The organism is Burkholderia sp. RF7-non_BP4, from assembly GCF_001521935.1.
GTDB lineage: Bacteria > Pseudomonadota > Gammaproteobacteria > Burkholderiales > Burkholderiaceae > Burkholderia > Burkholderia diffusa.
Window position 1 is genome coordinate 1 of sequence record NZ_LOTA01000047.1, and the last position, 19126, is coordinate 19126.

Here is a 19126-nt window from a genome sequence, read left to right on the forward strand (position 1 = left end):
CTTTGCGCGCCGCGGATCGGTTGCGAGCCTCGCTCACGCTGTCGATAGCGAGGAAACGGCGGGCTCGCGACCGGCGCTGATGACAGACGGTTCTCCATTGGCGTCGGGCGCGAAAACGATCCGTAGCCGGATTCTGGAAGAATCTTATCGAACAGTCGGCAAGAATGTTCGCCACCTTGAACCAAACAGGAGGAATTGAGGTGCGACTTGCCATGACTGTTTCCAAGGGCGTTCGAGTAGCCGTTTCGAACCTTCTCAACCAACCACCACCGACGCGCGCGTCCGCCCCCCTTGCCCGTTCGCTCCAAAGCGTGAGCCGTGCGCCCAACACGGACCCGGCCGCACTGCGCCCATCGCAGGCAGGCAGGCGCTCGCCCGTGGCGGGGTGGAGCAAAGAAAAGCGGCCCGATCACGCGTGGGCACGCTCGTTCATCCATGATTTCGTGGGCGTCAATCGACGCATTGCCGAGTTCGAAACGGGCACGGCGTTCGCTCGCCCGTAAGGCCCCACACGTCGGTCGAGCGGACGCTTGATCGCCGGGTGCCGCGCCCGGCAGCCTCGCGATCGGCACCATTGCCCGTAGCGATGCACCCTGTGTGGTCCCGAACCAGAATCCCAATACTGGCGCGGTTTCGCGCGCAAAGTACATCAGCAGGCCGCCCGCTGTTGCTGCAACGGTCGGATCCTCCAGCGTACCGTTTGCCACCCCGGTGATCACCCGGAACACGATCACGACCGTCGACGCCACGAGCGCCAGGCTCAGCGTCGGTCGCATCCAGTCCTGCGACTGCTGCGCGGCCAGCTTGCGCGCTGTCCCGATCGACTGCCTCGGCGGCATCGGCCTGCAGGCGATGCTGTTCGACCGTCACGATCAGCTGTTGCAGCAGCCACTCGCGTTCGATTGCAATTCCTACAGTTTCAGCAGGGCGTCCGGATCGCTGGTCAGCGCCGTCGATACCGCATCCGGCGTGTGCCGGTACCGAGGGCACCGACCGCCCCACCTGCGGGGCCACCAAGCAGCGTGCCGATCACTGTCGCCGCCTGGCCGACCGCCGAAGCGATGTCTTTCCAGTCCATTCATTCCTCCCTGATTTTCGGCCGCACCCGGCTTCTCGACTCAACCACGAAGCAATTACGGGTGCCGCCAAAAACTTGGTCGCAAGGTAGACACACTGGCGCCTACCGCCGGGTACCTGCCCACTCGCCCACCATCTCGCCACTGATCTCGTCGTCAGCGACAAACATCGTTACAGCCTTGCTCGACTAGCGACTGAGAACCTTGAAGCTAGTGCAAGCCAGCGCACAGACATAGCCTTATGGCCGCTTTCTGAAAGCATATTCACGGATTTTTGAAACACAATCAACCATTAAAGATGTCGAAATGTTTTCACGACCCGACAATATCTTCGCCGCTTCATCCAATCAATTGTGATCATACACAGCCATGTTTAATATTCGCAACGCCATTTTGCACTTTCGCGCGACCCAACTCAATCATTCCACCGCCAGTGCACAACTCGCATTGCGCCTTGGCAATCGTGGATCAATTGTACAAGCGCTGATCCACATCGTGAACAAGGGCCAGGCAAGCAAGTCAGGAGAACTTTCTTCGCTCGGGGGCGTTAAGCAACGTCAAATCATGTATGCCAAACTGGAAGATGCCCTAGGCCTCGTCAGGAATTCCGGGGGACCGCCGAATATTCCAGCGGCGGACTATCTCAGGTTTTCTCCCAACACCAAGGACAATGAAGGGAATGCCCCATGTCAACGAAAGCGGTACGCTGGAGGAGTAGAGTTTCCTGACGCAACCGATCTTATTACACAGATGCGTAATGAGTATTCCAACTGCGTTGAAGAATTCAACCCAGGTTCCTACGAACAGAGGGATATCTGGACCTGTGTACGCAGCTCGGAGGAGACGCGAGAACTCGCCGAGGCTTTGCTCAAGATCCATCCGGAATTTGATCCGGAGGCGATTACCCAACAGCCTTGGACGCTCGAAGAACTTAGGTCGAACCGACATGAACAAGTAGGTGCTTGCGAAGCTCGCAAAAACGAGGGTCACGAGGAATTGTCGCTCGATCTACTCAAGCAGATTTTATGGCCGTCGAACTCGGCAGGGGAAGGCTAGCGCCGCGAGTTAGAAATTCATCAGTTGCTCCGAGAAGCCTTGCCTTTCCTCAAGGGGACTTCCTTCGGGGCGCATGGCGGGGAGGAAAGGAGTGCCGTTGACAAACGGCACTCAAACGGTAGCGTGATAGGCATGATCCTTGTCTACCGGTCCGGGTGAAATCGCTCAACGGACAGCTGAACCAACAGAGCCGTGTGGTGAACTACGTGTGGAACTTCTGCACCGACACACAGAGGCACGCACGCGTGTGACGGCTCTGCAAACTGGCTGACGACATGGTCAGCGCCATCGCATCCGATCCACCAGGAAATGCCCAGCACCTCGCCTGGTAGACTTTACGCAATCCCATAGCCGGATACCTTTCGTTCATTGGTATTGTTGCGATCGGCACCGTCCGCCGGCAATGCGACCTACACCAACGCTCACGCCAATTCATGCGGCACCGGCAGCCAGCGCACGAACTCCGCCATGTAATGCACCATCCACATCGCCATCCACGCGGCAACCAGACCACCGAACAGCAGAACAGCAATCGTCCCCGCATTGATTACCGCATTGCCGAACCGGCTTCGAACCTTCCCTACTGCTGTGCCTCTCAGTTTCGACATTTTCCCCACTCACTTTCAAAAATCGATCGCATCTTCCATCACTCGTTGGAGCCGCAGCGTGACCGTGCAAGAATTAAAATTCTCACCATTTTAGCCACCACACCATGAGGTTCGCATGACCAGCGATCTACGGAAGATGACCACTGATCAGCAACTCGATGTACTTTTCGGGCTGCATTTCGCAACGGCAGCCGCCTTGAGAGCCCTGATCTCCAACAGTCCGAACAAGGACGTGTTTCTCTCCGCCTTTGAGCTCGAACTCGCAAAAGAACTCGCCGAAGTCATCAAAACATCCCGATCGGAACTCACTGCCACCGCTGTCGCTGACTACGCAGCCATCCTGCAGAAATCGGCCGCGAAGTGTTCATCCTCGTCGTCACACACTCACCACAAACGATATTGATCGTGGTTTGCACATCGGGGTTTAAACATGACTACCTCAGTCCTTGGCATCGTCTGGTACGAAGAATCTGAATACGAACGCTGCAAAGCTTCATTCATCGACGGTGACGCGTTAGAAGGCTCGTGGGCGCAATGGAAGAAACGAGCGGACGAAATTCGTAACGAACTCGTTAAAGACGGCTTCGTGGTGATCCAGGTGCGGATCAATCCCGACACTTTCCCGGCTTGGTGTGTCTCCCAAGGGGTGCAACCAGACCACAACGCACGTACCGCCTTCGCCACTGTCGAAGCCTGCCGTGCAGTGGCCGGGCAGCACATTGGTCCCCTCGCATGACCATAGAACGGAAAATCCCTGATTGAATCCGCTCCGCAACGACGGCACGACCGGATTCCGCCGTGCCTTGCGCATACTTCCGCAATCCAAAGCGTGCGTCGCCTGATCGCAACGGCGCACCCGTGCGGAGGCGCCCCGATTGGTCGGAACCGGTTAGCTTGAATGGCCCCCGACTTAGGCGACGCGTTTAACCCTTTACCCACCCGGTCGATTTCAGTCATAGACCGTCGGCCAACGCGTGGACGCACACCCGGTGTTTTCCATGCGTGACAGGGCAGCGCGCCGCCCTACTTGCACGACATCGCGATGGTCGCCCGTCCGCCTCAGAATGCCGTCGGTAGCCAACGCCTCGAGCGCTGACAGATACAATGCACCGTCTCAACCGTGACATGCCCCGTCTCGTGTGCCTCGTCGAGTGCGGCCAGACAGTCCAATGTGTTGCGGATGGTTCATGCGACCTCCTTAAACCATCTCCAAATTTGAAACCGCCCCTCCTCCGAAATGTTCGCCGTGAACCTTGCTTGCTGGCAACGCATTACATACCGCCTAGCACGTGAGGCTTGATGTCCAGTCAGGCGGCAAGTCTCACGTCGGGCGGCCGACCGCGTCGTCAGAATCACAGGTCCGTGTCACTGGCCGCTACGAGTGCGCTCCGTACGCGCTCCGCCCTCTGCAGCCAATGGAAATCTCCTTCGGCTCCTCTGATATAGCGCCGCCTCCATCTCTTCCAGAAGCCGACGTGCCTCCGGATGATGAATGCCGTGTTTGTCAATGGCGCGCGACACTGACAGCACACCGGCCTCTATGCCTTCACGAACCGGACCATTGATCGCCGTTCGTTGCAGCATCAACCTCGGCTGTTCACCTCCGATGCCATGCTCGTCCGCAATCTTGTAGCAAGACTCCCCCGCCTTGACCCGCTCCCCTGCCCTGCCCATGACAGCGATGTTCTCCAAAACAAAGAGACTTTCACTCTCGCGAATGCCATATTGACTCGCCACCTTATCGCAACGGTCTCCGTGCCTCACGCGCATGCCTGCGAGGCCACCGATCGACATGCGTTCAAGCAAGAGACGGGACGACTGCTGACGCAGCCCAAATTTCTGCGCAATTGTCTCGCAATTCTGGCCGCGACGGGCTTGCTTCCCTGCTGAACCTAGCGCAACTGATCGACGCTCGAGTTCGGCCACGGCCTCAGTCATTGTCACTTGATGCTGGCGAGCAACCAATTCGCACGATTCATTTTCTTCCACGCGCCTTCCTGCATGGCCCGGAATCGCCTCCCATTCCAATGCCAGCCGCGCGTCCTGGCTCTTGATTTGGTACTGCTGCGCTACGTCGCCGCACGGCGTTCCGTCTCTCACCGCCGTTGACGCCGGGCCATTGCAGGCGACAAGAATTTCCACATATTCCAACACTTCCGGGTCACGCAGTCCGAGTTCGCCTGCAATGTCGTGTGTCGCGTCACCTGCCGCCACGCGACGCGCTACGTCGGCACTTTCCGCAGCGATAATTTCCAGCTTGAGCCCTGCCAAACGCGATCCAACACCAAATCTACGCCTGATCTCATCGCATGAATCACCTTGCCTGACTCGCTCCCCCGCAGGCCCTTCTACAGAAAGCAGTTCCAAATCCACCCGATCAGCCTCCTGGCGAATGCCACAATCTTCCGCCACAACCTCGCATGATGCACCCTCTTTGACGCGTCGCGCCGCTTCGTTCCATCGAGGATTGGCAGACACCCTTTCATCACGCGTTCCGCACGACGATGTGCCAGTCTGGGTCATTGGCATTGCCATCCTACGCCTCGGAATGGCAATTGCTAACTCGCTGGCCCCGGCAGATCCGAAATCCGGGAATGACAAAGCTCGAATAGGTGCATTCACAACCCTCTTGAGCCTCAACGGGATTTCGACTGCTCCGGCACTCGAATGACCTTGCACGGCTTCATTCGAAGTCCGCGAAGAGATGAGTGAGCATTTTCTAGTGAAACGATTAACGGGTATCATTTCCATCACCTCAGAATGAGGAAAGGTATACTACATGCGAATATCCAGGCTACTTCAAAAAACCGTCTTACCCTATCGCGATCACCCCTACAACTACAGCGCATATTTTTAAGCACATCTATCATGTTTCGCCCTCATTTCACGAGTACCTCCAAAGCCTGACCTGGGGTTTTCCCTGCAAGGCGGGACACTTTGGCACTGTTAAATTAATGATGCGGCGGCCCACCGGAACTCCCGAGGCGAGCGGTATTTCAGTGCTTTATGTGAGTTGCCCCGAGAGCCCACCAGTTTGGAAACGCCAATCAACCCATTTGCACCAACGCTCAAACCCACAAGCCGGCATGCGCTTAAGCAAATGTAAAACTTCTACAAATTGGCTTCAAAGGGGTTGCGTGGTCCGACAAAGGTATTACGGCAGCAGCCGATTTTGTGGCATGGGCATGGAAATTGTCCACCAGCGTGCGGCGGAAGCCCTGAGGGATGGTATGAAAGTCGCCTCCTCGCCGGCGGGATCGAAGTAACCTTGTCCTCGCCAGGCATCCCTTGCGGCTCGCCGCTCAGCGCGCCATTCCTTTTCGAATACCGCGGGACCGAGATACACGAGCGTAGAATGCAACAAATGAGCACCGCAGAAGTGCAACCAATCAAATACTGTGCGCGCCGTCGATGCACACAAATCAATGTCTCCAAAAAAGCAGAAATATTAAAGCCTCACCGAGACGAACATGTCTCAATGTAAAATATTCTCGCGATTTCATGCCTTCACCTGCCCGTCCGGAGTGGACCATGATCTTTCTAGATAATCAAAAAACGACATACCGAGTATCAAAAATCAGTCAATCAACCTATTTAAGGATTGCGAATGAACCCCGCATGTGCGAGCGCAACGATCCCCCAATCGCTCCTGATCCAACGCGAGGCCAAACCAGCAGGCACGGATATCGTGTCGCTATTGCGAGCAAACATGACAAATATCACTAACGCGCCCGCCCAGTTTGGTACAAAAGAGAACGCTCGGCCCGACGTCGTGACTCAGATCGTTTCGAGACCAAATGCCGTGCCCTCGCCCAAGATAGACGAGCATACGTCCAGGATGCTTGACGCACTGCTTGTAGATCCTGCCGATCGCGCGCAAGAGGATACCGGACAGAGCATCGGCCGGATTTCGGGCACTTTTCTCGGCACGCCGTATGGCCCCGGCACGCTAATTGGTTCGGCTACATTGCCAGAAGAACTGGTAGTCAATTTCTTGAGCATGGACTGTTTTACTTTTCTCGAGTATGTAGAGGCACTCCGGAGATCCATCACAAAGGAGAGCTTCATCTTGAGACTTATCGAAACCCGCTACGTTAGAAACGAAGTCAATTTTCTGCGCCGCAAGCACTTCTTCACCGATTGGGCTCACGTGACACACCCGATTGCGGACGACGTCGCCGGTAATGTGAGTAAACATTCACAAACGACCGAAAAAAAACTCAACCAGAAAGACATCGACGAAACATACATCCCGGGATTACCCGTGGTGGAACGCCCTGTCACATACATCCCTGCCAGGTTCATCGACCTTGACGTCGTCGAGCGACTGCAAACCGGGGATTACATCGGAATTTATGCACCACAGGCCGGGCTGGACGTTTCCCACGTCGGAATTTTCGTCGTGACTGATCACGGGCCAATGCTACGCCACACGTCCTCGATTGAGCATCGGGTCTCCGATTCACCTTTTATCGAGTACGTAGAGAAAAAAACCGGCATCGTGGTACTTCGCCCCCACCACGATTTCGCTTTAAGGCGAGGATATTCACAAACCTGAGGCGTCATGTGGGTGTTAGGTGACATTGCACTCCTGGAAAAAGAATCCCATGCTGACCTACATACGCATGGATCATTTTGCCGATCTTCTCGACCACATTCCCCCTAGCATGGCAATCGAAGCCATCGGTGGCGATGGCACCTGCGACACCAGGCCGTGCCATGCGCAGATTACAGCGAGCGGCGCTGTCCGGTCGATTCCACAGTGTGAAGGTCCCGACGTCGTGGCTAGACAAACGCCTGGCGCAGCTTGACGCAATGCCGCAATCAACGCTATCTCAAAAAGCATCAGCCGTACATGGAGGCAAGCGAGAGGCTACCACCAGCGCTCGCTAGCCGAGACCTCAATGTGACGGCTCAAGATCTTCACGAGCGCCTTCGTATGGGCTCGCGTGAGCGGCTCTCAAGCGACGACCGAAGTATCGATTCGTGCAGGTGTGCTCAATCGCATGGCGGCACACCCTCGAGAGCAATCCGTCCATATCGCCTGAGATCGAAAACGTGAGGTTCACCCTGCCCTCAGGAGCGATTTATGCAAAACCACCGATTAACCCGCCGATGCTCCCCTTCAATTGAAAAATTTTACAAATCGGCACCAAATACACCTTCGCTCATAGAAATCAATCAAGAAACATCACGCAGTTGGATATTTTTCGACACCATATTCCGATTCCGAAGGCTATTTCACCACCATTCAGCATATTCATTCGCTCACTCATCAACTCGAACATCTCAACGATCGCGACCATCACCCGAAATAGTTTATTGACACCTCGATCTCATGCCACTAGCCTTTCCGTACTCCAGCCGCTTGTCTAACAAACATTACTGCATAACCAAGATGCACCTCCAACACAAAGGAAGACTTATGCCAATCAATAACAAAATTTCAATTATCTTTGGTGGCAAATCCCCCGAACACAAAGCGTCACTCGAATCATTTCGACATGTCCGGGATGTCATTCAGTCCAGTCCTTCACTCGATATAGATTGCATTTACTACGTCAACCGAGACAACAAGGTAGTCATTGCACCCTATCGCGCCGAAGAAACGGTCGAGGACTATGCGTGGAAGACAGGCGCAGTACCCTACTGGAGAGCTTTGGAACAAATGGCCGCCAGGAAGACATACGTTTTAAATCTCCTGCATGGCAACTATGGCGAGGATGGACATATTCAAGGCGCGGCCTCCATGATGTCCATCCCCGGCAGCTTCGGCCCGGTCTTGCCAGCCAGCCTTTCCATGAGCAAAGCTCATATGAGCCAGTATGTGGCCAAAGTTCACCCTTTGGCAAAGATGCCACGAACCCTGATCCTGTCCGAAGAAGATCAAACCCCTGCCAGCAACCAGATCGAGGAAACATTTCACGGGTGTAACATCGTGTTGAAGCCTAATTCGCTGGGAGCATCGTTATTCACGAATCGCTATCAGGTGGATAATTACAGCATCAGCGAGATACAGGATAACCTCGACACAATCTTCGAATTCGATCGCCATGCATTGGCTCAAGATTATATTGCAGGAGACGAATATTCGGTAGGATGCATCCAGTTCAACGGGGTCGTGACGGCATTACCCGTGGTGAAAATCAAGACCGCTGGCAACTTCTTTGGTCATGAGCAAAAGCATCGACTCGGAAAAGCCAAGAAGACAGTCATTACGGATGACGTAGAGATCACACGAACAATGAAACAACTATCCCGCGACATTTTTGAAAGCGTCGGATTCAAAAATATGTGCCGCTTTGACTTTATCGTCACACCTCACGGCGATATCGTTTTTCTTGAGGCGAATCCGATCCCAGGATTGATGCGGAACAGTATTTTCCCAAAAATGCTCGAGGCCGCCAATATCTCGCTGGACGATGTGATTTTACAATTTCGCGAAAATTACTTCAGCGAACCAGGGAAAAAGAGCTACGCCAATTATTACATCGAGTAAAGGAGGTACGTACATGAATCGACTCGGATTGATCGGAGGGGTGAGCTGGGTATCGACCATGGAGTATTATCGCCGGCTGAATTTGCGCGTCCAGCAGGGCGACGGGTCACACACATCGGCCGACCTGGTAATGGTCAGCCTCAACTTCAAGGCTATCCTGACCTGTCAGAAGACCGGTGATGAAGATGGCGAGTATGCGATCCTCGCAGACGCCGCCCACATCATCGAACAAGCCGGCGCAAGCAAACTGCTCATCTGCTCGAATACAACTAGCCGTACTTGCGACCGTCTGCAGACGCATTTCAATCTCGAGGTCGTCAACATCATCGATTCGACCTTGGCACACATCCGGCGATGTGGCTACACGCGGGTGGGTCTGCTAGGAACAAGGTATGTCATGGAGGACACCTTTTATCGAAAGCGACTCGAGGATGCCGGCATCGAAGTCGTCACCCCCAAATGCGTTGACCGCAACGCGATTCATAACATTATTTATCAGGAACTGTGCCGTGGAATATTTTCGCCGATCTCGCGAGAGATTTTTGAGAATGTCATCAAGCAATTCGCGCAATCTGGCATGGATGCCGTGATTTTGGGCTGCACCGAGATTCCGCTCGTTTTTCCGCATCTTCCCTCTCATGGCGGCATCGCCATCATTGACTCGATCGACGCGCACCTCGACGCGGCGGTAGGTATCTCATCCCAATACATCCCGCACAAGGAACCCGACTTTGGACTGGCGTCAAACTCTGTGTTTCCTGGCGATCCTCGCGCTCGTCACTGTCCGGACCCTATTGCTCAAACGGGCGGTTGACTATGTTTCCCCCGACACAACAGCCTTCCTGGCCGGCGCTGGCACCCTTGTCAGTATTGCCGCGTGGGGCGGGGGGTATGTTGCATTTCACCACGTGCCGGTGTTCTCGTTCGATCGTGTCGGCGTACTTGTCGGTTTGCTAAAGGGGATATTGCTGGCATGCCTGATGCTCACTCACCAGCGATTGATTGGCCGAAGTCTGTCCGTCACCATCTATGCCTTTCCTATCGCGGTCGGTCTCATCGCCGTAATCGAAGCACGTTGCTTCGACACCTCGTTGTCGCCCGGCGCAATTGGCGCAATCGGCATACTGTTTGTTTCCGGGCTTGCGTTTTGCCACTATGGTCACTTGTCCACCATGACGCTGACCGACAAGCGGCGCTTCGCCCAGCTGATCCTGCTCATCGTCGCCTTTGGCGTATGCGACAAGATCGGCATCCCGAAAATAGGCTGGCCGTCGTACTTGCTTTTCACCGGAGTCGGAACCATCGCCGTCACATGGCCCGCACGGTATCGTCTGGCAGATCAATCGGTCCGCACAGCACTGTTCATTGGTGGGGTTTGGGCATTACCGGAACTGTTTTTCAACTATGCGCTTCAGGCATGGTTGCCGGTCGCCTACGGCTATTTGGCCATCGCCCTTCGCGTTCCCGTCCTGATGGTCATATCAGCACGAACCTACGGTGAGGGAAAAATGCGAGAACAACTTGTATTTGGTCTGATGGCGATGGCTGGCGTGGCCATGCTTTTCGTACGGTGAACAAAATGATAAAAATCGTCCCATATTTTTCGCAGTGGGAATCCAGATCCCTCGTCGGCAAGTTTCTTACGCGTGATATCTTGCCCGAAGACGACCCGCTATGGTATCAATCCGGCGCAGCAAGCGCCGCCGAGTATGCCCGGTGGAGTCCGAACATCTGCGGCATGGCATGCCTCAAAATGCTCCTGGCTTACCGCCTCAATATCACCGTGCCCCTGCTATACCTCGTCCGAGAAGCAGTCAAATTCGGCGTCTATCGCCCCGAACTTGGGGACAGCGGCATGCGGCTACTATACGCCCCCTTCGTCAACTGGGTGAACACACGCTACGCGCTAAATGCCGAAGTAGTCGAACGCACCCGCGCGATAGCAGTCGAGCCGTTGCTACGGACCGGCCACGTGCTAATCGCCTCGGTCCATCCGTCGATTCGACATGCGCCGACCATCACACCATCGGCGCGGGGTGGCCATCTGGTTCTAGCATTCGATGTCGATCGTCAATCCGACGAATGGGTATTTCACAATCCGTCCGGACTATCTGTCGAAACGCAGGAAAACGTCCGCTTGCCTCGACTTATATTTGAGCAATTCTTTGCCAATCGAGGCATTTTGATCGCCCCATAGCAAATGCCACCACGGGGCGATCCCCCCGCCAATGGCAGACTTGATCGCGCCGCGTAGCGAATTCTGACCTGATCTGTCGCATCGGTCAGGCGGTACCTATGGTGCCCAATCCTTCGCAAGAATGTACCCAACGCGATCGACGACTTGGCATTCCGCGTAGTCACAGGGGACGACCAGGTAGCGTCTGACAATTCATGGAGTCTAAACCATGATTCGTATAACTACATTTTTCAATCTTATCGTGGCAAGTGTCGTGGCTGCGATCCCATTCTTTTCGGGATGCGGCGGATCAGACGATCCCGGCCCAATCAGCGTACCTCAATGCAGCGGCGGGAATTGCCCGCCAAGCGGAGACGACACGACACCGCCGGTTCAGACGAGCCTATGTCCCGAAGCCCTTGACTACACAACGGAGTACACAGGTGGTTCGGGAAGTGGTGAGTATGTGAAGGTGCGATTCGATACTACAAAAAACACCTATCGGATGCAGTTTGTCGCGTCATCGGTGCCGACATCGCCCGGCCAGATCAATGCAACACGGGCCGGCCTCACCATCGAAGGCGCGTTCCATCATCCGACCAATCTGCCGACTGCCGAACAGAACCGATGCGCCTTTGTGCTTGACAGCGGCGCAACGCAAGATGGGCTCTACGCTGCTCACATCGATCATCGTGATCCTCCCATGCTGTTCGTCGGCCAAGGTGTGGTGGGAGGTGGCATACCCGGTGCGTCGATCCAGTTCAACGGTATCGAAATCCAACCTGATGTCATGATCGGTGCCGTGCCCATGCGGACATTTGACTTCTTCCCTTTCATTGGGTTCTCGGAAACCGAAACGGATTTTGCAAAGATTGCAGGAACTTACAACGAAGTCGGCTTGCATCTGTCGCCGACCGGCACCAGCTACCAAACCGCACAGCCGCAAGGCTGGCAGCCCGATGTTGTGAACTGGATCGAAACGTTCACCCCAGACGGAACGTGCACGCCCACGCCTGGCAGCGACTACTCGTGCCGAACGACCGGTACCGCATGGACCCTGCGTCGACGTATCGACGGCTCGGCTGATAACGTGTTTGTCAGTGAGGCCCAGCCAGGCCAACCATACGCTCTAGCCGGCCAGGGTCAACCGCTCGTCGTGAATAGCCCGAGCCAGGCGCACGGGATCATGATTGTCGGAAAATTGAAAGGCATGCGGATACCCATTGTCATTCGTGTCGGCTACTCGCATGTCCAACCGAATGACCCGCTCGGTTCCGTGGCAGATGCTGAAGTGGGTCTCTCGCTGCTGACGCCGGCACAGACCGTCGCACCCGGCGCGCTCAAAGGCGGCTTTATCGGTGCGACGAGCGCCTCGGCATGCGGCGTAGTCGCATACGACGGAGTGAGCGGCGCCCCAGCGCAAAGCGGTACAGCGTTTGACGGCACGAAACCACATCCGAATTTGCCGGGCAACTACAACGGCACATTCTTCCTGCCCGCTGCCGGCAATTGCACGGACGGCTCGGCCGTCTCGACATTGGAGACGAACTATACGTCGACGCTGTTTCAGGGTACGACAGCTGCGTTCATCGATCCGCAAACGTCAACCGAAACAGGCATGTTCTCGCTTGACTACTCGCAGTTGACACCGGGCAAGATCAAGGTGACGGCAATGCGTGACTTCAATGCCAAGAACGCCAACGGCAATGTATCGATCATCCATCAGGGTGATACCGGTTGGGCGGTCGAAATCGGCAGCGTCTATGCCATGGTCGTCAATGACAACCACGTCAACCCGTTCTTCACCGTCGGAGCATTCGTTCAGTAACGATCCGACATGATGTGTGACACGACATGTCCCCCACCTCCCAGTCAAAAGGATCTCCATGATCAAAAGACAATGGATTGCCGCAAGCCTATTCGCGCCGATGCTTGCGTCTTGTGGTGGTGCGGACGATCCACCTCCGACGCCGAGCGTCCCGCTTTGCGCGCAGCAAATCGATTACGGTACCGCATTCTTCGGCGGCTCGGGCTCGGGCGAACTCGTCAAGGTCCAGCTCGACACCACGAAGTTGACCTATCGGATCACCTACCTCGCGTCACCGGTGCCAGCGACGACGGGTACCGTGTCACCGACTCGCGACACCACACCCAATAATGTGTTGAGCGGCACGTTGACTGATGAGACCGCACTGCCTACGCAAAAGCTGAATCAATGCACGTTCCGACTCAATGCTGCCAGCCTCGATCCCGCACGACCAGCGCGTTTGTTTCTCGGGAAGGGCGTGCTGGGCGGTACGATTCCAGGCGCGACGATCCAATTCGACGGTGTCATTGGTGTCGGCCAAATCCCGAAGACAACATTCCCGTACTATCCGTTCATCAGTTTCTCACAACTAGAAACCGACCCATCAAAAATCGCAGGTTCATACAACCAGCTCGGCTACCACCAAGTGCCGTCACAGCGCTTCGCCTCGGTACCCGTCGATCAGTCTATGACGATTCACGCTGATGGCAGCTATGTCGAGACCGATAACCTCGGAATTAAGAACGGAGGCGTACCGCTCGCATCGTCGGCGACGGTCAACCAAAAGTTCGTACTGCGCGTCGACGCGCCCGTATTTCAGTCGCTGAACTACCAGCCGCAGATTCCTGCGACGCTCGTATCGGTGGCCCCAATCAAGGCCGGGCGCGCCATCCTGATCGTCGGCAAGCTGCACAATCAGCTCGTGCCGGTCTTCATCCGCACCGGCTCCGCCAACGCAGACCTCACTCAAGGGGCACCATTCTCGGACGATGAATCGGGCATCTCGATTCTGAGTCCGCGCAATGCGATCGCACCAGGCTCTCAAGACGGCGAGTACACAGGCGTCGACAGTCAGTTCGACTATCGCGCAACCGCTCTCGTTGGCGCACAGGCAACGCTGCTTGATCCATTCCATGCTTCGCAGGCCGGGCTCGCTCTGGCGCTTGATCTCGACTTCACGCAACAGGTACCGGGCCTGGTCACGTCTAGGCACGCGGATGCACCGGGTCCGTCGACCGGCAAGTTCGTGTTCACGGGGGGTGTATTCGGCTTCCTCGACACGAGCATCGCTGGCAATCCATATTTCACGATCGGTGCATTCGTGCAGTAACGCCTGCAAACGCAACCTGCGAGAATATTTCATGAAGAAACTGTTTGCCGCCGGTATCTCCGCTACGATTCCGATGCTTGCATCCGCTCAGCAGGCGGGCGACAACGTCGCGACACTTGGCTGGCTGCACGTGATGCCGCAGGGATCCGGCGGGCCATTCACGACCGATGTCGTGAACGCACCGATCAACGGTCCGCTACGGCTGCCGGGTTCATTCACGTCGCCCGGTACCGGCCTGGCCGTCAACAATGCGGACACGGTGGGTCTCACGCTCACGCGTTTCTTGACCGATCACATCGCGGTAACGTCGGTGCTCGGTCTGCCGCCGGAATTCGCGCTGACCGGGCATGGTGTCATTCGGCCATTCGGGCCGAGCGGCTCGCTCGGTAATGTCGACCTCGACAAACTGTCGAATCAACCAGCAGTAAAGAACGTGCGGCAGTGGAGTCCGGCGGTAATTCTGCAGTATTACTTCAACGCGCCAAATGCGCGTTTCAGACCATTCGTCGGGATTGGCGTTGCCTACAGCTGGTTCACGAACATCGAACTGAACAGCAACTTCGCGCACGACGTGGCCGAGAATCTCGGCAGCGTATTGGCCGCAGGCGCTGGCAAATCGGGACCAACGTCAGTCGAGGCGAAGGCGAAACCATCATTCACACCGGTTTACAACATCGGTGCGAGCTATGCGATCAATAACCACTGGGCGCTGACTGCAACACTATCGTACATGCCGCTCAAGACCTATGCATCGACGATCATCAAGGCGGCGGACGGCTCGACGCTCGCGACCACGCGAACCAAGCTCAGGGCGGATCCGCTGATCACGTTTATTGGCGTTTCCTACAAATTCTGACCCTCCGGGTGCCCGACGCCTGCTCTGTTGAGTTCCTCGCAGCCAGCAAACTTATTCGTTTTGCACGCTGCCCTTACGGCAATTCGCCGCCATTCATCAAAAGAGGCTAGTACTATGAAGACTCGCAAGCTCGTTTCACTTGTCACTGTGCTCGCACTGTCGCCCGCACTTGCCACACCTGCATCCGCCGTGGTTGTCACTCGTGCAGACGGTCAGCCGATGAATCCCAATGGTGAACCTTTTTCTGCATCTGGGATATCAACCCTCAGCAAGTCGACGATCAGCGCAAACTGCACGGCAACGTTCAATGGCACGATCACGGCAACTGGCATCGTAACGATCACGTCGACGCAGTTCACCGGCGACGGAACTTGTAAGTTGATCTCGGGCACCGCATCAAGTACATCTCCATGGACGGGACAAGCTGACAGTGCGAGGCAATTGTCAATCAATAACGCCAATGTAAATGTGGAACTGCTTGGGCCCTGTGGGCCGAGCAAGGTTGTGACGGAGTGGAGCAATCCGAACTCGTCACTGACATTCAACAACGCGGTGCTGACACCAGATTGCAAGGTGAGCGGCACGATATCGACATCACCCAAGTTCCACGTGCAATAACGATCCACACTCGCTCTACGCGTTACGGTGCCGGGCGTGTTCAAGCACGCCCCGGTACCGTCCTTGGGACCGTGCAAGGACGGGCCGACATGAGCCCATGTTAGGACACGTCCGTGTCATCACGTCTGCAAGCTCGACCGGATCATTTGATTCATCACGCACACCGTATGAAGTACGGCAAACGTCTGCGCCTGCGTGACCTTGGATGTCATCGCTCGATGCTGCATTCTAGGCGATTTCGTTAGAACGGGGAGGCGCCCTCCTGCCCATCGATATGCTGCCGGACTAGAATCATCCACGCGCGACATGTAACCCTCATCGATCAGCGCGCTTATCCTGCCACGTATCGCGCGCTCGGACATCTCCAGTGCCGATGCGATATCCGCTACCGTCATGCCATTTTTTCCCGCTCTTTGCTTCACGAAATCGCAAATATCCCAGTTCTGTTGGTTCATGTTCTTTCTCCATTTTTGCAGAATCACATCACGAATAGACTCGTAAATATCGGGAAACGTTCCGCAAACCACGATGACATATATGCAACTGACACCCGCAAAGACAGATCGCGCAACAAGCCCTGCCACCGCGAGAGCCATGCCCCAATCAGCCGACAAACCGGCACCTCACGAATCCTCCACGTTGACAGGCGACACTAGTCTCGCATTGATTCGCACTACTAAATGAAGCAACGTCATTCATCGGCGGGTCGATGCATCCCATGCGCACGGTAGTCGAACCGAAAACGTATGCATGATACTTACTCTCTCGATTAACGAAAGTCGGGCGCTCCATCAGCTGCGCCTCTTTCATTCTCGCTAGCGGCCTTGCGGTATGTCGGCTCAGACAGCCTCGACGTTCATATTTAACCTCTAAGATCCACTGACTGACGAGCTTCAGATCGGAGGCTAAAGAATTTAAACCGTTTCCACACCACTCGAGGCAGCGATCATGTTCCTCGTTCAATGGATCGTTGATTGTGACAAGAAAATCGACATAACAAAAATGCACCACCAACCTCCTCTGGCTTGCTGGCGCCCTGTCCGTCCAGGCATACGAGCCAACACAGTTCCGGATGGGACGCGAGCGCATTCTCGATCTTGATCCGATGCTACCAATTGCACCGTAATCGCATATGAAGGTGAACGATTTCAGCATCCCCAGCGTCTTCGCCAGCCTGATCAAAACCTCGTCCGCCATCGGTGGATCACTCAAGAGGTCAAACTCATCCGGGTCACCGTAGTTGGTATCGTCGCAGATGAATTCACGCGCACGACCGCCTTCCCGGCACATCGCCAGCAACAGCACGACGCACAGCCTATCTGAAATTCTGCATGCCCGCGCCGTGCGTTCCCACTGCCCACTCAAGCCCGCCAACAATTCGGCGAGTTCCAAATACGATGTTCCGGAACTCGACAACGGCGTTCGAGCGAGTGTTAGATCTGACGCAGAAGGCGCAACTTCGTGAAAGCCAGAATCGGAATTGCGTGCAGCATTTTCGGCACGCATCAGAATTTCCGCCGACTGACGAAAGGGCACTGCATTCCTTGATGCCGTGCCTGCACGCGCTACTTTTACGCGAAAATGAAAACCACAAAAATGCATTCCTGATTCGTGACAATTGGGAGCGTATTCTTCGCGACGCGGACGTGGAAGACTTTGGCGGCTTTATGATCTGAAGTATCCCGATACGACCGCTGCTTTCACGGGCTACTGCTGGCATAGCGCTCCCTTATCCAACCTCATGCTCCGTTACGGAACCTGAATTGTCGCGCGCCACGTTGCATCTCGCTTGCCGAGAACGCTCAATTGAGACTTCGCTCACGTGCTACCGACCGTTTGTACGCGGCACCCAACGGGCCAGCGCGAAGCGCTAGAAGTTCTGACTCGGCGGGGTCCCTCGCAACGTAAGGCATGTTGCTAACTGCGGCTGGGGCGCCGGGCGGCCACCTATACGCTCAAGCAACCAAAGAGGGGGCGGAGCCTGGGCGAGCAGCTGATGTCGGCCTCGTAGGAAGTGCCGCACTTCGGTTACGGGCGAATGTCGACCTGGCTGGCGATGGGCAAATCGCGCGTGTGGCGCATGTGGCAGGCCTTGCAGCTCAACATTCCGCGACGGCACCCTCGCCGTCGTCGTTGTGACAACGACATTCGCCAACCCGGTGCGACACAGCCCAATTCGGTATGGAGCTACGACTTTGTGCACGACCAGTTGGTGGATGAGCGGGCATTGAAGATGCTTTGCGTGATCGATGAATACACCCGCGAGTGCCTGGCGATCGAAGTCGGCGCCGGCTTACAGTCGCAGGATGTGATCTTGACGCTGTCGCGACTGATGCGGTTGTACGGCAAACCCGCGTTCGTTAGGTCTAGCTACGGCGCTCAATTTACCGCTGCCAAGGTCATGCGCTGGCTGCGATACGCTGCAATCGGTCCGGCCTTCATCGCGGCTGGCAGTCCGTGGCAAAACGGGTTCGTCGAGAGCTTCAACGGCAAGCTGCGTGACGAATTGCTGAACCGGGAATGGTTCCGCAGTCGTGCCGACGCAAAGGTGCTCATCGAACGCTAGCGGCAGTTCCACAACGAGCGCCGGCCCCATAGCGCGCATTACTATCAACCTCCCGCCACGGTCCGTCAAGCCTGGCTGGATTCCGATAATATCGACGCGAGACTCACTGCCTGATTGATCACAGAATTTCGCCGCAGGTCAAGGTCACGCTGAACCGCATGACTTACATCTATCCCGAAGTATCGTCCAAGGAGCGCATCGTTGTTCGCATATCGGCGCTGGCGAACCAGTCCACCCGCCCCATGCGTTGCCACGCCGCACGATCGATTGTGGCATCGTCACCCTCGGGGGGGCGATTACCCGGATCGTCGAATCCCCCCCAAAAATCAGCCGAGTCCGATCAAACTTTATCGACATTCCGATTCAAACGAACTCGGGCCGCTGCCAATATTCGTTCGCGGGCGGCCATTCTCGACTGCCCGCTCTTCTGGCCCTCCTGATCGCCCGCCTGTCGGGCAGTGTTTTTTCGCCAGCTTTTGGGTCCTCCCTTCTTGCACCTCCAGGACCGCAACGCACGGAAGGCCGTGGATGACC

The 19126-nt window shown here is 55.9% G+C and carries 16 protein-coding genes and 4 pseudogenes; 15 read left to right on the forward strand and 5 right to left on the reverse strand.

Translation table 11 applies throughout. The features are described 5' to 3' along the window. Nucleotides 1-776 (reverse strand): annotated as a pseudogene (locus WS49_RS35070) (hypothetical protein); the annotation flags it as partial. Between the two features lie 669 nt (nucleotides 777-1445). Between WS49_RS35070 and WS49_RS35075 the strand changes: the two are divergent. Continuing rightward, nucleotides 1446-2132, forward strand: a complete 687-nt coding sequence (locus tag WS49_RS35075) for a hypothetical protein (RefSeq protein WP_156437359.1) — start codon at nucleotides 1446-1448, stop codon at nucleotides 2130-2132. A gap of 132 nt (nucleotides 2133-2264) precedes the next feature. Next, nucleotides 2265-2374, forward strand: a pseudogene (locus WS49_RS36090) (RNA-guided endonuclease InsQ/TnpB family protein); the annotation flags it as partial. A 180-nt stretch (nucleotides 2375-2554) separates the two neighbouring features. Here WS49_RS36090 and WS49_RS17245 read toward each other — a convergent pair. Then, complete coding sequence (locus WS49_RS17245; protein ID WP_059530911.1) at nucleotides 2555-2740, reverse strand: hypothetical protein; 186 nt, start codon at nucleotides 2738-2740, stop codon at nucleotides 2555-2557. A gap of 115 nt (nucleotides 2741-2855) precedes the next feature. Here WS49_RS17245 and WS49_RS17250 point away from each other — a divergent pair, with 115 nt between their 5' ends. Together WS49_RS17250 and WS49_RS35080 are read left to right on the forward strand one after the other, a co-directional pair. Continuing rightward, complete coding sequence (locus WS49_RS17250) at nucleotides 2856-3143, forward strand: hypothetical protein (protein WP_059530914.1); 288 nt, start codon at nucleotides 2856-2858, stop codon at nucleotides 3141-3143. Nucleotides 3144-3170: 27 nt separating this feature from the next. Beyond that, nucleotides 3171-3476 (forward strand): hypothetical protein, encoded by a 306-nt coding sequence (locus WS49_RS35080; RefSeq protein WP_156437358.1) that lies wholly within the window; start codon nucleotides 3171-3173, stop codon nucleotides 3474-3476. A gap of 629 nt (nucleotides 3477-4105) precedes the next feature. Here the strand turns inward: WS49_RS35080 and WS49_RS17255 are convergent. Beyond that, on the reverse strand, nucleotides 4106-5011 hold the full coding sequence (locus WS49_RS17255; RefSeq protein WP_059530917.1) for a LysM peptidoglycan-binding domain-containing protein: 906 nt from the start codon (nucleotides 5009-5011) through the stop codon (nucleotides 4106-4108). Between the two features lie 1336 nt (nucleotides 5012-6347). On the opposite strand from WS49_RS17255, the gene WS49_RS17260 reads away from it, so the two are divergent. The 10 genes and pseudogenes from WS49_RS17260 to WS49_RS35665 all read left to right on the forward strand — a co-directional run bounded on the left by WS49_RS17260 (nucleotide 6348) and on the right by WS49_RS35665 (nucleotide 16026). Then, on the forward strand, nucleotides 6348-7298 hold the full coding sequence (locus WS49_RS17260) for an N-acetylmuramoyl-L-alanine amidase-like domain-containing protein (RefSeq protein WP_156437294.1): 951 nt from the start codon (nucleotides 6348-6350) through the stop codon (nucleotides 7296-7298). A gap of 82 nt (nucleotides 7299-7380) precedes the next feature. Beyond that, a pseudogene (locus WS49_RS36095) lies at nucleotides 7381-7788 on the forward strand (IS5/IS1182 family transposase); the annotation flags it as partial. Between the two features lie 377 nt (nucleotides 7789-8165). Next, entirely contained in the window at nucleotides 8166-9239 is a 1074-nt protein-coding gene (locus WS49_RS17265; RefSeq protein WP_059531025.1) for a D-alanine--D-alanine ligase family protein, read from the forward strand. Nucleotides 9240-9252: 13 nt separating this feature from the next. After that, on the forward strand, nucleotides 9253-10053 hold the full coding sequence (locus WS49_RS17270) for an aspartate/glutamate racemase family protein (protein ID WP_059530920.1): 801 nt from the start codon (nucleotides 9253-9255) through the stop codon (nucleotides 10051-10053). After that, nucleotides 9971-10813, forward strand: coding sequence for a hypothetical protein (locus WS49_RS17275; RefSeq protein ID WP_156437295.1), 843 nt, complete (start codon nucleotides 9971-9973; stop codon nucleotides 10811-10813). The genes WS49_RS17270 and WS49_RS17275 overlap by 83 nt, the downstream gene beginning before the upstream one ends. Nucleotides 10814-10818: 5 nt before the next feature. Then, nucleotides 10819-11436, forward strand: a complete 618-nt coding sequence (locus WS49_RS17280; protein WP_063888599.1) for a C39 family peptidase — start codon at nucleotides 10819-10821, stop codon at nucleotides 11434-11436. Nucleotides 11437-11644: 208 nt separating this feature from the next. Further along, nucleotides 11645-13243 (forward strand): DUF2957 domain-containing protein, encoded by a 1599-nt coding sequence (locus WS49_RS17285; RefSeq protein WP_059530926.1) that lies wholly within the window; start codon nucleotides 11645-11647, stop codon nucleotides 13241-13243. Between the two features lie 58 nt (nucleotides 13244-13301). Further along, nucleotides 13302-14552: a DUF2957 domain-containing protein gene (locus tag WS49_RS17290; protein WP_059530929.1), complete on the forward strand. Its 1251-nt coding sequence runs from the start codon at nucleotides 13302-13304 to the stop codon at nucleotides 14550-14552. A gap of 31 nt (nucleotides 14553-14583) precedes the next feature. Next, nucleotides 14584-15408 carry an OmpW/AlkL family protein gene (locus WS49_RS17295; RefSeq protein WP_059530932.1) on the forward strand — a complete coding sequence of 275 codons (825 nt, stop codon included), beginning with the start codon at nucleotides 14584-14586 and terminating at the stop codon, nucleotides 15406-15408. A 114-nt stretch (nucleotides 15409-15522) separates the two neighbouring features. Further along, nucleotides 15523-16026 carry an activator protein gene (locus tag WS49_RS35665; RefSeq protein ID WP_082722038.1) on the forward strand — a complete coding sequence of 168 codons (504 nt, stop codon included), beginning with the start codon at nucleotides 15523-15525 and terminating at the stop codon, nucleotides 16024-16026. A gap of 119 nt (nucleotides 16027-16145) precedes the next feature. Here the strand turns inward: WS49_RS35665 and WS49_RS17305 are convergent, their stop codons facing one another. Further along, on the reverse strand, nucleotides 16146-16481 hold the full coding sequence (locus WS49_RS17305) for a hypothetical protein (protein WP_179949198.1): 336 nt from the start codon (nucleotides 16479-16481) through the stop codon (nucleotides 16146-16148). 148 nt (nucleotides 16482-16629) lie between these two features. After that, nucleotides 16630-17532 (reverse strand): hypothetical protein, encoded by a 903-nt coding sequence (locus tag WS49_RS35090; protein ID WP_156437296.1) that lies wholly within the window; start codon nucleotides 17530-17532, stop codon nucleotides 16630-16632. 343 nt (nucleotides 17533-17875) lie between these two features. Here WS49_RS35090 and WS49_RS17310 point away from each other — a divergent pair. Then, nucleotides 17876-18706, forward strand: a pseudogene (locus WS49_RS17310) (IS3 family transposase); the annotation flags it as partial. Between the last annotated feature and the right edge of the window lie 420 nt (nucleotides 18707-19126).

What these genes read in the sequence shown, in the direction of transcription:
- WS49_RS35075 (WP_156437359.1), top strand. Translation starts at nt 1,446, where the DNA reads ATGTTTAATATTCGCAACGCCATTTTGCACTTTCGCGCGACCCAACTC.
- WS49_RS17245 (WP_059530911.1), bottom strand. Translation starts at nt 2,740, where the DNA reads ATGTCGAAACTGAGAGGCACAGCAGTAGGGAAGGTTCGAAGCCGGTTC.
- WS49_RS17250 (WP_059530914.1), top strand. Translation starts at nt 2,856, where the DNA reads ATGACCAGCGATCTACGGAAGATGACCACTGATCAGCAACTCGATGTA.
- WS49_RS35080 (WP_156437358.1), top strand. Translation starts at nt 3,171, where the DNA reads ATGACTACCTCAGTCCTTGGCATCGTCTGGTACGAAGAATCTGAATAC.
- WS49_RS17260 (WP_156437294.1), top strand. Translation starts at nt 6,348, where the DNA reads ATGAACCCCGCATGTGCGAGCGCAACGATCCCCCAATCGCTCCTGATC.
- WS49_RS17265 (WP_059531025.1), top strand. Translation starts at nt 8,166, where the DNA reads ATGCCAATCAATAACAAAATTTCAATTATCTTTGGTGGCAAATCCCCC.
- WS49_RS17270 (WP_059530920.1), top strand. Translation starts at nt 9,253, where the DNA reads ATGAATCGACTCGGATTGATCGGAGGGGTGAGCTGGGTATCGACCATG.
- WS49_RS17280 (WP_063888599.1), top strand. Translation starts at nt 10,819, where the DNA reads ATGATAAAAATCGTCCCATATTTTTCGCAGTGGGAATCCAGATCCCTC.
- WS49_RS17285 (WP_059530926.1), top strand. Translation starts at nt 11,645, where the DNA reads ATGATTCGTATAACTACATTTTTCAATCTTATCGTGGCAAGTGTCGTG.
- WS49_RS17290 (WP_059530929.1), top strand. Translation starts at nt 13,302, where the DNA reads ATGATCAAAAGACAATGGATTGCCGCAAGCCTATTCGCGCCGATGCTT.
- WS49_RS17295 (WP_059530932.1), top strand. Translation starts at nt 14,584, where the DNA reads ATGAAGAAACTGTTTGCCGCCGGTATCTCCGCTACGATTCCGATGCTT.
- WS49_RS35665 (WP_082722038.1), top strand. Translation starts at nt 15,523, where the DNA reads ATGAAGACTCGCAAGCTCGTTTCACTTGTCACTGTGCTCGCACTGTCG.
- WS49_RS17305 (WP_179949198.1), bottom strand. Translation starts at nt 16,481, where the DNA reads ATGAACCAACAGAACTGGGATATTTGCGATTTCGTGAAGCAAAGAGCG.
- WS49_RS35090 (WP_156437296.1), bottom strand. Translation starts at nt 17,532, where the DNA reads ATGCGTGCCGAAAATGCTGCACGCAATTCCGATTCTGGCTTTCACGAA.